The organism is uncultured Maribacter sp. (assembly GCF_947500985.1).
Classification (GTDB): Bacteria; Bacteroidota; Bacteroidia; order Flavobacteriales; family Flavobacteriaceae; genus Maribacter.
In genome coordinates this window covers 138629-153691 of record NZ_CANMTX010000006.1, presented here as the reverse complement: position 1 = coordinate 153691, position 15063 = coordinate 138629, and the positions used below count along the sequence as shown (strand labels likewise).

Genomic DNA, 15063 nt, shown 5'->3' with positions numbered 1-15063 from the left:
TGTATTGTCTAACGTTAATTTAAAAGAGATTGGTATAGTTCGTCATACTTTTTTAACTGAAAATTTTTGTCGAACTTCTTAATTGCATTATTTCTAATGGTTTGTGAGTGTATTTTTTTAAAAATATTACCCATGTTGTCAAAAGTTTTATAAGCATCTAAATAGTTTCCTTGTTCAACAATTGCACCATTATAATCGGTAATCTCTTCTACACTACCACCGGTATTATATGTAATTACTGGTGTGCCACAAGCAAGTGCTTCTAAATTTGTAGTAGGGTAGGTGTCAGCATAGGTTAAATTCATAAAAACATCTGCAAGAGAATACAATTCTATCAATTCTTCTTTTGAATCAGTTCTTTTAATACCTATAATATTTTTTGGTAGTGTTTCAATTTGTTGTTTACTCAAGCCAACTAATATAATTCTTTCATCTTCCTTAAGATTTGGAGCAATTTTGATGAAATCTTCCCATCCTTTGGTTTTATCCCATACACTGGCAACGCCAAGAATTATTTTTAAACCTTCCCATCCTTTTTCTTTTTTATAATTTGAATCTTGTACTGGTTTAAATATATTAATATCTATGCCGTTGGTAATAGTATGAATAGGGTAGGGGCTTAAGAAGGATTGCTCTACTTTAGTAGCAAGCCATTTAGATACAGGTACCAATGTTAAGTTTTTTACTCCTGTAAATGATTCTTTCTTCTGATTAAAATTTTTTAAAGACCGATCAATTAACCAGCTTTTAGGATAGGTATGCGTTAATGGACACTTTGTACAGGCTGTTTTATATTTCTCACAATCAATATATTCAAAATGTGTGCAATGCCCAGTAAATGACCAACAATCATGTAAGGTCCATACCACAGGTATTTCAGTATCTTTTACAAATTGAAATAACAATTCATAATTAATGTAATATCCATGAATATTATGAAGGTGAATTAAATCTGGTTTAGAATCTTTGAGTTTTTTTAAAAATTCCTTGGTAGCTTTTTTAGAGCCAAGACCATGTTTGTCAAAGATTCTGGTGTTTAGTATATGTAGGTAATAATCAAATTTAGTTCCTATTTGGTAGGTGCTGTTATTGGTATCTCTATGAATAGGACCATGTGCGATATGCGGCTCGTTTTCATGAGATTCTAAATAATCACTTATGTTCACACAAATTTTACCTGTAGATCCAAAATTTGATTCTACATTTATTTGAACTATGTTTTTTTTATTTCTTGTCAAATTAATTATTTAGTTTTTAAACCCACCATCATTAAAAATTTTGAGCCAAAATCTTTAAACATAGCAATATAGTCTTTCTTGTAATTTGACTTTTTTAATAATGTATCATGAACGGTTTCTAAATATTCTTTTTCTGGTAATAATGTAAAATCATTGCCATTTGTAAGCATACTGAATAATTTATCTAAACCGGTATTTTTTTCATTAGGTAAATGCCAAATGGCAAGGTTAACATCATCAGGCTGAACATTTCTAAAATAGTTTCTATTAGTCCATAAACGTTTTATATACTTATCCATTCCGGACATAAGTGCGTTATGCTTATAAAAGTAATAACTAAGTACGTGGGCTTCTTCGTTAAACTTAATTTTTCCTTCTTTATGTCGTTTAAGCATATCTTCAAACAATTGAGGAAAATCGTTTGAAACATTTTTTATAAAAGCTCCTTTAGCGAATAAAAGTTCACCTCCACTGTAATATGGGTTTTGATCTAAAACAACACCAAAGTCATTGAATATCTCTTTCATATTATCTCCGCTAACGCCATGTATCATGTAATCGGTTTCATGATCAACAACATAGGTAATTGCCATTTCTTCTGCTTTTAGTTCTTTAAAAGCATTATCCATTGGTTGGGTGAAGATACAATCAGAGTCAAGCAAAAGAAAACCATCTTCATTTTGCATTCTGGTAGCCATGTGGTCGATAATGGAAAACTCGAAATATTGATTTCTGAATTTTCCAAAATAGTTATTCGGTAGTGGGTATTTGTTATCTAAAGTGACTACTTCAATATTATTTTTTTTAAAAAATACATTTAAGTCCATACCATCTATAGTTGGTATATGAGTAGTATTTGTAAATATTAAATGAGTAACATTTTTATTAAAACGTAATGAAGTTTTAAAAAATAATACAATACAACGCCAGTAAACGGCTTGAAATTCAGGCGTTGTAGAATCTCCTTTATTGTTTGGATATTTTGACTTTTCAGAAGAGGAATCTAAATAAACCCAGGTGGCTATATACTCTGTCATGTTTTGATTTTGAAGCAAATTTTAGATAAAAAAGACTAATAATAATTATTAATCGGTATATAGAGTATATAATAGATGTAAAGCTTTTATAGAATCTATTGATTAATTTTCTTACAATGAATATATTATTTAATACTAATTAGATTTGCTGTTTTAACTTCATATCAGTGAGGTATTATACAATAGCAAATTCTCATGTTATCACAAAAAAAATGGGGAGAAGTCTATTACAAAATGTTAAGAAAGTAAATCTAACATTGCTGTTAATATCAGCGATAGATTTTCATATAAATGGCTTGTTACCTTCGATTAGATTCTCAATAACCTTTTTTTGGTAATTTGGATTGTAATATTCATCAATGACTTTATAGCAATTCTCTCTTACTTTTTGTCTGTCATGTATTTTGTTTATCCATGATGTTATGGCATCCTTAAGACTTTCTACATCGTTTTGTTCAAATAAAACACCGTTGATACCATCTAGTATCGCTTCTGCCTCTGGCATTTGTTCCATTAGATTGGAATGGGTACAAACGGGCGTTCCGTAGCTCAAAGAATGGATGGCTGTTAAACCTACATTGCCAGGTGAAACGCATAAGTCACTTACTGCAATCAAATTATTGTTAACAGCTTCGTCATAGCTTTCACCATAGAAATGATAACAATTATTATTCAGGCTTTCTGATGCTAGTTTCTCAAGATTACTTTTTTCATTTCCGTCACCAACTATTAAAAAGTTAACGGGTGTGTTTTTTTGCATTAGTTTGATGGCATCAATAATTAATTCCAACTTTTTAACCTTAGTTAATCTACCGATGAAAATTAGGGTTGGGAGCTCAGGTTTATCAAAAAAGTAAAGAATTTTTGATTTATTTAACTCTGGTATTAATTCTCTATATTTTTTTTGCTTTTCGTAATCTAATGAATTAAACAAAATATGAATATTATCAGGGTCAATACCATTTTTACTTAAAATGCTTTTTCCATGTTTTTCGTAAACAATATGTTTGTTGCATATTTTAAGAAAAGATTTTCTTGCCAATAATTTAAGTCCTTTTTCATTGCCATACATTCCATGACCTTTCGACACAATTTCTATGTTGTTAACTTTTGCGAAAAAGGTAATGATCCAATTACTGAGAATGTTAAACTCTCCTAATAGAATAATGGTTTGTGGTTTTTTTTTAATCCAATTAAATATGTTAAAATTCTGCCATACTAAATACTGTTTAATATAAATATTTTTTAAGATGTTAATCTTACCAGTATGAGGTTTTAATTTTTTTTCATTAAAATTTATGGTCTTTATTCCAGTTGAAGATTCTTTTCCGAAAAAAAAATGCAAATCCATTTTTTCAGATTCTAAATATTTAGTCCAAACATTTTGTCTGTATAGAGGCGCAATATTATTTAGAAATAGAACTAAAGGTTTTTTTTGAGACATCTTAAAAATTGAATTTATAAAATTATCTTAAGTTAGATAATTTTACATAGAGATTAGGAAGCAATAATTTAAAACCGGCGCTTATTAAAACAAACGGAACTCTTAAAGGAAAGTGTCTCTTCATTAAGTTAAGGTTTGAACCAAAATCTAATGCTAATGGACTTTTTAGTAACTTAAGTCTTTCTTTAAAATTTTTTGTTGGGAATGATAAGTAAATATCAGAGTGATCATCCGTACATGTGCCACAATATTCTTTACATATTAATACTGGAATATTTTTTGCTACCGCTTTTAGGGTATAATCATAATCAGCAACGCCATGTACATAGCCCTCAGATAATATTCCTATTTTAGAAACTACGTCTTTACTGACCATCATAATGTTGGCATTACCTAATTCACAGTTTTGAATTTTTCCATTAGGCTCTACAAACTGATATTTAAACAAAAACTTATTAGTCAATTTAGCCCCGCCATAACTTAAAAGACCAGTTTCTAAATCTTTAGTTGACCCAAGGTAGATACCTCCCATACCATATTTATCAAGCGAATAGCTATGTGTATCTAATAATTGTGTAAACATGTTAGTATAGACAAATGTATCGTCATTTAACAATAAATAGGCATCGTAATCTTCTTTAACGGCTTCTTGCCAAGAATTACGCATACCACCGGCCCAATATAAGTTACCATTACCTTGCAGTATTGTTGCTTCTGGGTAATTTAATTTTACGGCTTCACCTGTACCATCGGTAGAACCATCATCCGTTAAATAGATATTTAAAGAAATTTGTTCTTGTACATTTTGGTATGATTCAAATAAATACTTTAATGATTTAAGAGTTTTTTCTCTTCTATTAAAGCAAGTAAGTAATACGGCAATTTTCATTTATGGAATAAACTAATAGTTATTTAGATTTAACTATTTTGTTCCTTCTTTATTGCTCTATTGTTTATATTATATTGAGCAATAATTCCTAAGAAAAAGCAATAAAATACAAATAGCGGAAAATATCCATCAAATATCGGTTCAACAAAAAACAATAAATAAAATGAAAGACCATAACATATAAATGCTGTATTCAATAAGGCATTTTGTGGAATAAGTAAAATTGCTTTTTTAATGTTAACGGCATTTTTAATGGTGAATATCAAAAGTAAAATAAAAGATAAAGTTCCACCAACTCTAGCAATATCAAACCATAGATTATGAGAAAATCCAAAATCAGTTACATCCCAGCCCAAAGGTTTTTCCCATAAGTTAATTATAGATTTGGTCCAACGTTCTGTTCTTCCACCTGCTGTAGCGGCACCATATTTTTTGCTTTCCATCCTTCCAGCAAATGCACTCATTATATCCGAATCTTTATCAAAAGAAACATAGCTTAAAAACACATTGAAAATTAGAAACAAGATACCAAATAAGGTAACGTTTTGTTTCACGGTCTGACGGCGTATTAAAAATATTAATGATATAATAAAAGTGATGAAAAATATAGATAATTGAGTTCTACTACCTAATCTTAATACACATACTACGGATAAAATAAAAGTAGTAATCATCAAAATTTTCAGTGACAAATTGAATTTTTTAAAACCTGCTACTAGGAATGCGGGAATACTCATGTTTAAAACAAAATATGCGGCCATGTTAGTTGCTGGGATAACATTACCTCCCCATATCATGGGTACATCTCTTTCTATAACAACAAAACCTTTGTCAATTATTGAAGTCAATACTGAAACCATTGCTGGCAGAGAGAAAATGAAACCACTTGCAAATAATAAATAATACAGTTGAGTATTATTTAAACTCTTATTATTAAAGGTTTTACCTATAAGGTAAAATCCTGCCGGAAAAAGCGCGTAAATTAAAATGAATTGAGATCCTAGTTCTAGGTTAAATATGTAAAATATAGCATAACAGATAGAAAATAATAATAATAAAGTGAAATTGAAATCTAATTTTTCAACCAATAATTTATCTGTAATAATACTTATAATTAATAAGGCACCAAAAAGATATCCATAATTGAATGGATCAATCAAATAAGTTAAAAATAGTATAACTCTTAAATATCCTATAGAATTTATAATTGAATTTGACATTGAAATAGTGTTACCTAGTTTGGATTAAGGTTTGATTATAAAATGAAATTAACTTAGTAGAAGTGCTTCATGGTTTTATGGATTTAAAAAAGATTGCAAATGTAATTTTTACTTTTATCCAGCAAGTTTTTTTTATAAAACTTAAATTATTTACCAAAGAAAATTAGAAGCCTCTGTATAAATTTATGCCTAAATATAACAAATGACTCAGTAAGAGATATAGTTTTTTTATTGTAATCGATTATATCGAATGACTTAATTTTTATGTTATTAGTTGATTTAACATTAGTATCATATAGAAAAAAGTCAGTACCGTGTATATTATAAATAATATTTAAGTCATGGGGTTTAAAACTTCGGGCAAATGATTTTATTATTTTATAGTTATAATTTAAAGAAGTAAGAAGATATCTTTTACCACCTTCTAAAGGTTTAATGCCATAGAGATCAATTGTAATATCTTTTTTATCTAAGTTTAGTTCGTTGCTAATACATAAATTTTCAAAATATACGTCGTAAATAGCACGTGATTCATTTAATGTGCTAAAATTATATTTTTTACCAGAACTTAAGAGTATAGGGACTTGGTAATAGGTATTAGAAACATCCATGTTTGCACCTTCATCACCAAAATTAGTAGTCAACGAAATCTTAGGATATATAAAAAATTTATCTTGACTTACCGTGTATGCTATGAAGTGTTTCAACCACGATTTTTCAGGCCAATTGCTAACATATGTTGGTATTCCATCTAATTTATTTATGTCAATTTTTTGATTATACCAATTTAAGAAAAACTTAATTTGTTGGGCATTCCATGCTTGACCCCAAGACGAGGCAAGTTGAAAATAATAATTGTCGTAACCATCTTCTATAGATATAAAGTTCTCCTGTTTATGAACATTATACTGATGATTATAAAGTGAAATACCAGCTATATTTTCATTATTTTCAGAGAACTCTAGTGCTTGTTTTGAATAGTTATAATAATCTGGTGATACATACAAATCATCTTCTAGCATAATCATACTTCCATATTCACTTGCAAATGACATACACTTTAGGATATGTTTTCTTAGACCTAAATTTTTTGATTGATACTTGACTTTTTTATCGCCATTTTTCCAGTCAAACTTATTTGCGACATCAAGTACATCTTGATTATTATCTGATTTATCAATACTAATAATAAGATTTACATTCTCCTTAGGATATTTGGCTTCGCTTATTGAACGCAATATTCTACTTAAAGAGTCTGGTCTGTTAAATGCTATAATTACAATAACTGGAAGGGATTTATATTTTGATGTCATTATTTATCGGTATTATTTATAAACTCTTTTATATCAGAAAAAAGTAAAGAATTAGTTCTAATCCATTCTTCGGATTTTTGCCACCACTTAAAGTCTAATAAAAAGACAATTTCATTTGGTTCAAATCTATATCGAATATGTTTTGCTGGTACTCCGCCAACAATTGAATATGGTTCTACATCCTTATTCACTAATGATCCAGCTGCTACGATACACCCATCTCCTAATTTAACTCCTTCTATTATATTGACAGAAGCGCCTACCCAAACGTCATTTCCTATTAAAGTTTTATAGGGTTCATTACTTTCTAAAGGCTCTGGCTTTTCTTTAAACAATTGTTCTTTGGTATATGAGTATGCAAAATCTGTAGAAAAAAAAGCGGGATGTGTACTAACATATTTTTTAGTGGGATGTGTACCATGAATTGATAGAACGTTCGGACCTATAGAACAATAGTTGCCAATTTTTACATCTTGAAGATGAGTGTCTTTAGAGATGTAAGAAGCGAAGCCTAATTTACTTCCTATAAAACTGCAGTTTTCACCAATAATATTATTGCCAATTAATTTAGAGGAGTATCCCACTTTAGCATTTTCACCTATGATATGTTTTTTAACATATTTCAAATATAGTCGTATGCCATAAAAACTTAAGCTTTTAAGTATTTCACTTGATAATATGAACTGTTTGAATTTATTAGACATAATGATCAATATTTTAAATAACTGGATAGTCTGTTATTTACTGTTTTTTAATTAAGGATGAAATTCTATTGATTAACATTTTGTATTCTTCAATTTTTAATATTCGTATCATGAAATAGTAGGTTATTAAACATGCTGTTATGGTACAAATAATTTTTATGATTTCAGAGAAAGTGGTAAAATATACAATCAATAACCCGGGTATGGCCATTACAAGACCACTTATTAAAATTGGAAAAATGTCTTTTATCTGGTCCTTTGCGCCATATTTCATCATTTTTCCAGGATAATAAGTGTTTATGAAAAAATGAATAATTGTAGAAAATAATTCTGCTGCTGCAATCCATACGATGCCATATTTTAATGCTACAAATAAAAGAACAATTCTAATTGCTATTTTAAAATATTGTTGTTTTAAAGCAAGGTCACTTCGCCCAAGAACATAAAGAAGGTTGATATTAATACCTGATATTATAGTTATTAATCTTGAAAGACAAATTAGTTGCATTATTGGAATTGCTGGAGCCCATTTCTCAGTCAATAATAATAATACAAGAGGTTTTGATATGATAGTAAGTCCAAAAAATATTGGTATAACTAACAATGCGGCAGTTTTTATAATTTTTTTTGTACCATCAATAAGTTGCTCTATTTGATGTTGTAAAGGAGCTAAGCCAGGTAATAATACGTTGTCTATAATAGAATTAATTGTACTAAAAGCAGTGTCGGCGTTTTGTGTTCCCCTTGTATAAAAACCTAATTGTTGAGCATTAATAATTTTTGCTATAAATAAGGAAGCAAAATTATTAACAAGATTATTCATTATACTATTAACTAATAGTTTTGATCCAAACCCGAATAAGCTTTTAAATGATTCTTTAGAGAAAATTAAAATAGGTTTCCATTTAGTTGCAAACCAAAAGAACAAAGCCATTAGCATTGATTTTATTAACGTTTGGTAAACTAATGCCCATTCTCCAAAATCTTTATATGCTAAATAAATTGCTATTACTCCACTAATTACAGTAGAAGTGAAATTAACCTTGGTAATTGATTTAAAGTTCATTTCAATGCTTAATAAGGTGTTTGGAATTGCAAACAAGGCATTGAAAAATAATGAAATTGACAAGACTTTTAAAAGGTTGTCTAATTTAGGAATATTATAAAAATTTGAAATATAGGGGGAGCATACCCACAATAGTAAGTAGCATATCAACGCGACTAATAAGTTAAAATAAAAGACAGTTGAAATATCTTCATTTGTTCTATTCTGCTTTTGAATTAATGCCTTGCTAAAGCCTGAATCAATAAAAACTTGAGAAAATGAGATAAAAACAATTAGTAGTCCAACTGTACCATATTCATTAGGGGTTAATAACCTTGCTAGAACTATGGTCAATGCAAAAGAAACTAATTGAACTGAAAGGCGTTCAACTGTGCTCCAAATAGCACCTTTGAACATCTTATTTCCAATACTCATATTTTATTTTTTTTGGTAATAGATATAATCCTAGTTTGTAGCAGTAAAAATATTTTCAATATTTTTTATGTATTTATAGCGTTTTTTCAACCTAAATTGGAATACCCTCTTTGGGTTACTTTTTTTAACAATGGTACTTTTAAAATTACAGTGTTATAAAATGTATATTTAAAATATTTATTCATTATAATATTTAAAAATCCCCTAAGTGATGGGTTAATTGTTAAAAATTAACTATCAACTTAGGGGATGTTATTTTAATATGACTTAATTGATTAGATTATTCGAAATAATTTAAAATTCGGTATCCCCCATCTTTAAGGTATTGATCTTTCTGCATAAGCTTAACATCGCTTTGCATCATGTCTTGAACTAAATCTTTTAATTCATATTCAGTATCCCATCCAAGTTTAGTTTTGGCTTTAGTTGGATCACCAATTAACAATTCAACTTCTGTAGGTCTAAAGTACTTTGGGTCAACACCTAGAACTTCCTTCCCAATTTCTAATTGAAATTCTGGGTTGTTACAAGCTTTTACATATCCTTTTTCGTTAACGCCTTCCCCTTTAAATTCTAATTCAATACCAACTTCTTGGAAACTCATACGGACAAATTCTCTTACAGGAGTAGTTTTACCGGTAGCAATAACCCAATCCTCGGCTTCTTCTGCTTGTAGAATCATCCACATCATGCGTACATAATCTTTTGCATGGCCCCAATCTCTTTGGGCGTCTAGATTACCAAGGTAAATTTTGTCTTGTAGACCTAAAGCAATTCTTGCAGTTGCTCGTGTAATTTTTCGTGTAACAAAGGTTTCTCCTCTAATAGGTGATTCATGGTTAAATAAGATTCCATTACAAGCATACATACCATAAGCTTCTCTATAATTTACAGTAATCCAATAGGCGTACATTTTGGCAACGGCATATGGACTTCTAGGGTAAAATGGTGTGGTTTCTGATTGTGGTACTTCTTGTACCTTACCGTATAATTCTGATGTTGACGCCTGATATATTCTAGTTTTCTCAGAAAGCCCTAACATTCTAACTGCATCTAAAATTCGTAGCGTACCAATACCGTCTGCATTAGCTGTGTATTCAGGTACTTCAAAAGAAACATGAACATGACTCATGGCTGCCAAATTATAAATTTCATCTGGTTGCACTTCTTGAATTATTCTAATCAAGTTTGTACTATCAGTCATATCACCATAATGTAATATGAAGTTTCTATGTTCTACATGAGGATCTTGATATAAATGATCTATTCTGTCAGTATTAAAAAGAGATGATCTTCTTTTTAAACCATGAACGATATATCCTTTCTTTAAAAGAAATTCACTTAAATAGGCTCCATCTTGTCCGGTAACCCCTGTAATTAATGCAACTTTACTCATTATGTTTATTTATTTGTACTTGATATTCTTATTTAAACTTCTAAGCTTGATAAGAATAACGTATTAAGTTGAAAAAACTTATTCAAAATATTTAAAAAGTAGTGATTCTCTTCAATTTAATTTTATATGAGGAATCTTTTCTGATTGAAATAAGTAGATTATGAAGTAATGCTATAGTTATTGTTTAAAAAAAATCCGTAGTAAAATTAATTACCACGGATTCGTTAATTTTTATTACTCTTACATTTAGTTTGGAGGAGTAAAACTAATATTTATCCATGACATATTTTCAAAAACAGTATTTGAATTTAACGAATAATTATAACCGTTAGAAGTTGCGGATAACTGTCCAACATTTTGAACTGTTGTGTTCTTAAATGCGTTATTCGAATTTGGTCGATTTACTTGAAAAAGCCTTTCTAAATCTTTAAAAGAACAATTATTGAATGTGTTATTCCAAGCTACACCTTCCAGTTTGTCAAACTCGTCAAAATGAATGCCAATTTGGGAGTTAGATACTTGAACGTTATTATATGTGTTGTTATTACCTGCATCTTGTGCATCATTAGCTTGTCCGGATTGATCAACCCAATCTCTAAATTTTACAGCACCCCATACGCCTTGTATAGAAATGTTTTCAAAATTGTTGTGATGGGCTCCATTTGCTACTTCAAGAGAGCCTGAAGTATCTCCATTTTCATAGAACGTTCCAGTAATAGTGCAATTTCTTACAGTATTTTCATAGACATTCGAGAAGGACATTTCTATAGTAGTGTTTATTACGGTAGAGTTAATGATTTGATTTCTAAATGCATTTGACTTAGCTACCAAACCATGCCCGTAATGAGATATACCGCTTTGTCTTCTAATAACCACGTTATCAACTGTACTATTCGTTGTTCCCCCCGTTAAAAGTAAGTAGTAATCTGTTGGATTTGTATTGTTTTTCGAAGAAATTTCGGAATCATTTACATAACAACTATTACAATTACTTAGTACTAATGCTTCAGCACCACAATCTAGAATGTAACTTTTGGTTACTACTGAATTGTTACCTTCTAATCTAATTCCTATTCCGCTATAATCCCCAAAACCAGATATGTTTGATCTGAAATCACCCATCTCATAAATGAATATATTATTCAATTTTACTCCTTCACCTCTTGAAAGAATTCCAAATTCAAAATTTGTAATTTGAATATTATTTAATTCTACATAGTTACCATCAATTTGTAAAGCTTGTCCAATTGATAAGCCATTGGAGACATTACCTTGTAAAAGAGGCAAAAACGAACCATTAATAGTACTACCATCGGAAAAACTGGAGCTGGTTGTTGACTGAACGTCACCAGGTGTGTTCTGGTACCCATTAAAGATGATAGGTGAATTTTCACTTCCGTTTTTAGTTTGAATTAGTTCGGTACTACCATAATTACCAGCTTTAATATGAACAATATCACCTGCACTTGCCTGGCTTAAAGCATATTGTAGGTTCCATGCGTTTTGTTCTGTTCTACCATCATTATTTGCATTACCATAAGGGGTTACGTAATATATATTTTCACCAGAAGTGGCAAAAGTAGAATTAGTTATAACTACAGTTACCGTAGCTTCTTCTGTGGTTACCGTATTGTCTTCAGGGTTTGTAACCTCTGTAGTATATGTAAATGTATCTTCAATAGTTTCTGTCTCCTCTTCAGTATTTGTTTCAGGCTCAGGAGTAGGTTCTGGTGTTGCCTCTGGTTCAGGAGTCGGTTCGGTTTCAGGTGTTGGCTCTGGTTCTGGAGTTGTTTCCGGTTCTGGAGTTGTTTCTGGCTCAGATGTTGTTTCCGGTTCTGTACCAGTAGTTTCTTCTGAAGTATCTGTGGTGTCTATAAAACCATCAGGAATATAGGTTAGCGTTTTGTTATCGTTTAATATCACTTCACCATTTAAAGGAGAAGAAATACTAATGATTTGTACATCTTCCCAATTAGCATAGTTGTCATTTGACAGTACATCAATGACAATACTGGTATTAGGTTGCGTGGTCACAAAATCATTTTGTATTAATAGACCAACTTCTATAGATTGATCATCGTCATTAATAACGTACTCCGATAGTAAATCAGCATCTTTTGAACATGACGTTAAAATAATAGAAATTAAAAGGGCCGTAGACAATTTGGGGAATCTAAGGTTTACATTCATAGGTAAAGTAGGTGAATTGGGTTAATGTTTTTTCTTTCTCATTTCAAAAATTCAACTTTTTATTGAATTTGCCGATTAAAAACTCTTTTATTCGATGAAATGCACAAAAAATATATCTTTTAAGATTAAACGTTCTAAAAGACCGTTTGGATGTTTACAATTAAGCATTTTCGTTAAACTACTTACTTTTTAACATTTAGATGTTATTTCATCGGATTAATACAATTTTAAAAACGATAACTAGTTTATAATTATGATCTAGAGAAAATAATATTAAAACTATCTTTGGAGAATGAAATTGTCTTAAATGAAAGATACTATACTTATTGATACTTATGCTCAAATTAAACAAGGTCAAAATGGAAAATTTAGGGCAGGTGTAAGGTCTTCGACCTTAGATTTATTAAGTTTAAAACATATCATTTTTGGTGATGAAGAAAAATTAAAAAAAACAAGGGTTCAATTTTTATACTTTCATCATATTTTTAAAGATGAGTTAGAAAATTTTGAAATCTTATTAGAATATCTTTCTAAAGATCATGTGTTTATTAGTCATTCAGAAGCCGTTGAAAGATTGCTTACGGATAGGGTAGATAAGCCTTATATAGCTTGGAGTTCTGATGATGGTATTCAAAATAACATGTTGGCAGCAAAAGCATTAAATAAGTTTGGAGCTAGTTGTTGCTTTTATGTAAACCCTGCAAGTATAGGTTTGACCGATGTAGAGAAAATAAAACATTTCTGTAAAGAAAAATTAGAAATGCCACCTGTTGCATTTTTGAGTTGGAAAGAAGTTGAGTTATTACAAAGTCAAGGACATGAAATTGGTAACCATACGTTTAAGCATGATATGGTATCTCAATTGACTCAAGAACAGTTTGAAGAAGACTTTTTGAAGGCAGATGCTATTTTAACTCAAAAGTGTGGTGCTATCAAACACTTCGCTTATACTTATGGTAGATTTGAGAATTTTACCAAACCTGCGTTTGAGTTTGTTATGGACAATGGATATGAATCCTGTATATCGGCCTCAAGAGGTTGTCATATAAATGGTAATGGTCAACTAGATAAGAGTACTGTTTTTTTAAGAAGAGATCAAATAATTGCCGATTGGAAATTATCTCATATAAAACACTTTTTAATTAAAGGTGTCCAAGAACTTGATTATAATACCAATTTTTTACCTAAGTCATTAGTTTAAAATTTAAGTAATGTTAGATACACCCATACTTTTTATAATTTTCAATAGAACTGAGGTTGCTTTAAAATCTTTGGAGGCTATTAAAAAAAGTAAACCAAAAAGAATGTATATCTGTGGTGACGGTCCAAGGTCGACTGTTGAGGCAGATGATAGTAAGGTAAAAAATACCCGTGAAGCGGTTATTAAAGCGATTGATTGGGATTGCGAGGTCAAGACCTTGTTTCAAGAAAAAAATCTTGGTTGTGGACCAGGAGTCTATACTGCTATTAATTGGTTTTTTGAACATGAAGAACAAGGTATTATTTTAGAAGATGATTGTGTAGGCAGTGAAAGTTTTTTTCCATTCTGCGAAACATTATTAGAACAATATAAAGATGATGAACGTATAGGTTTAATTTCCGGCTATAATCAAGTAGGAAATATACCGGTTGATGATTCTTATTGTTTTTCTCAATATTCTGTATGTTGGGGCTGGGCTACATGGCGCAGAGCATGGAATAATATGGATTATGATATGGTTTGGAAATCTGGAAAATATGAAGATTCTATCTTGTCTAACTGTGGCTATTTAGGAAAAGATTATACGTATTGGAAGCGAAGGGTAAAAGCTATTGAAACTGGCTTGGTTAACGCTTGGGATTATCAGTGGTGTTATAGTTTGGCTGCGCAAAATCAATTGGGTATTTTTCCTGAAGTCAATCTAATTAGTAATATAGGATATGGAGAAGATGCTACGCATAGTTCTAAAAGTCCGTTTATGAATTATGATAAGCGAGATGAGCTTTCTTTTCCGCTGCGCCATCCAAAATATATTTTGCCACAAATTGAATTTGATAAGCTATTTTATAAGGAAAGAAATACGTTGATTAATTCACTTGCATGGTTTTTTCCGAAATCGATTAAAGATGCGGTCAAGAATATGCTAGCTGTTTTCTATAATAAATAATTAAT

12 protein-coding genes are annotated in these 15063 nt (G+C 30.2%); 2 read left to right on the top strand and 10 right to left on the bottom strand.

Annotated elements, in window-relative coordinates; translation table 11 throughout:
- Nucleotides 1-14: 14 nt before the first annotated feature.
- The 10 genes from Q0871_RS14245 to Q0871_RS14200 all read right to left on the bottom strand — a co-directional run bounded on the left by Q0871_RS14245 (nt 15) and on the right by Q0871_RS14200 (nt 12884).
- A complete protein-coding gene (locus tag Q0871_RS14245) occupies nt 15-1238 on the bottom strand; it encodes a glycosyltransferase (RefSeq protein ID WP_299325058.1) in 1224 nt (407 codons plus the stop codon).
- A 5-nt stretch (nt 1239-1243) separates the two neighbouring features.
- On the bottom strand, nt 1244-2275 hold the full coding sequence (locus Q0871_RS14240; RefSeq protein ID WP_299325057.1) for a hypothetical protein: 1032 nt from the start codon (nt 2273-2275) through the stop codon (nt 1244-1246).
- Between the two features lie 283 nt (nt 2276-2558).
- Complete coding sequence (locus tag Q0871_RS14235; RefSeq protein ID WP_299325056.1) at nt 2559-3719, bottom strand: glycosyltransferase; 1161 nt, start codon at nt 3717-3719, stop codon at nt 2559-2561.
- 22 nt (nt 3720-3741) lie between these two features.
- Nucleotides 3742-4608: a glycosyltransferase gene (locus Q0871_RS14230; RefSeq protein ID WP_299325053.1), complete on the bottom strand. Its 867-nt coding sequence runs from the start codon at nt 4606-4608 to the stop codon at nt 3742-3744.
- A gap of 29 nt (nt 4609-4637) precedes the next feature.
- Nucleotides 4638-5828: a hypothetical protein gene (locus tag Q0871_RS14225; protein ID WP_299325051.1), complete on the bottom strand. Its 1191-nt coding sequence runs from the start codon at nt 5826-5828 to the stop codon at nt 4638-4640.
- A 146-nt stretch (nt 5829-5974) separates the two neighbouring features.
- Nucleotides 5975-7141, bottom strand: coding sequence for a glycosyltransferase (locus Q0871_RS14220; protein WP_299325048.1), 1167 nt, complete (start codon nt 7139-7141; stop codon nt 5975-5977).
- The gene (locus Q0871_RS14215) at nt 7141-7845 is read right to left on the bottom strand and encodes a DapH/DapD/GlmU-related protein (protein ID WP_299325045.1); all 705 of its coding nucleotides are present in this window, start codon (nt 7843-7845) and stop codon (nt 7141-7143) included. The genes Q0871_RS14220 and Q0871_RS14215 overlap by 1 nt, the downstream gene beginning before the upstream one ends.
- A 37-nt stretch (nt 7846-7882) precedes the next feature.
- A complete protein-coding gene (locus Q0871_RS14210; protein WP_299325043.1) occupies nt 7883-9325 on the bottom strand; it encodes a lipopolysaccharide biosynthesis protein in 1443 nt (480 codons plus the stop codon).
- A gap of 280 nt (nt 9326-9605) precedes the next feature.
- A complete protein-coding gene (gene gmd, locus Q0871_RS14205; protein ID WP_299325042.1) occupies nt 9606-10721 on the bottom strand; it encodes a GDP-mannose 4,6-dehydratase in 1116 nt (371 codons plus the stop codon).
- Nucleotides 10722-10967: 246 nt separating this feature from the next.
- Entirely contained in the window at nt 10968-12884 is a 1917-nt protein-coding gene (locus Q0871_RS14200) for an Ig-like domain-containing protein (RefSeq protein ID WP_299325040.1), read from the bottom strand.
- Nucleotides 12885-13218: 334 nt separating this feature from the next.
- Here Q0871_RS14200 and Q0871_RS14195 point away from each other — a divergent pair, with 334 nt between their 5' ends.
- Complete coding sequence (locus Q0871_RS14195; RefSeq protein ID WP_299325039.1) at nt 13219-14112, top strand: polysaccharide deacetylase family protein; 894 nt, start codon at nt 13219-13221, stop codon at nt 14110-14112.
- Between the two features lie 10 nt (nt 14113-14122).
- A complete protein-coding gene (locus Q0871_RS14190) occupies nt 14123-15058 on the top strand; it encodes a nucleotide-diphospho-sugar transferase (RefSeq protein ID WP_299325038.1) in 936 nt (311 codons plus the stop codon).
- The last annotated feature ends 5 nt before the right edge of the window (nt 15059-15063 follow it).

Bases quoted from the DNA above. Each gene is read 5' to 3' on its own strand.
- Q0871_RS14240 (WP_299325057.1), bottom strand. From the start codon at position 2,275: ATGACAGAGTATATAGCCACCTGGGTTTATTTAGATTCCTCTTCTGAA.
- Q0871_RS14235 (WP_299325056.1), bottom strand. From the start codon at position 3,719: ATGTCTCAAAAAAAACCTTTAGTTCTATTTCTAAATAATATTGCGCCT.
- Q0871_RS14230 (WP_299325053.1), bottom strand. From the start codon at position 4,608: ATGAAAATTGCCGTATTACTTACTTGCTTTAATAGAAGAGAAAAAACT.
- Q0871_RS14225 (WP_299325051.1), bottom strand. From the start codon at position 5,828: ATGTCAAATTCAATTATAAATTCTATAGGATATTTAAGAGTTATACTA.
- Q0871_RS14220 (WP_299325048.1), bottom strand. From the start codon at position 7,141: ATGACATCAAAATATAAATCCCTTCCAGTTATTGTAATTATAGCATTT.
- Q0871_RS14215 (WP_299325045.1), bottom strand. From the start codon at position 7,845: ATGTCTAATAAATTCAAACAGTTCATATTATCAAGTGAAATACTTAAA.
- Q0871_RS14210 (WP_299325043.1), bottom strand. From the start codon at position 9,325: ATGAGTATTGGAAATAAGATGTTCAAAGGTGCTATTTGGAGCACAGTT.
- gmd (WP_299325042.1), bottom strand. From the start codon at position 10,721: ATGAGTAAAGTTGCATTAATTACAGGGGTTACCGGACAAGATGGAGCC.
- Q0871_RS14195 (WP_299325039.1), top strand. From the start codon at position 13,219: ATGAAAGATACTATACTTATTGATACTTATGCTCAAATTAAACAAGGT.
- Q0871_RS14190 (WP_299325038.1), top strand. From the start codon at position 14,123: ATGTTAGATACACCCATACTTTTTATAATTTTCAATAGAACTGAGGTT.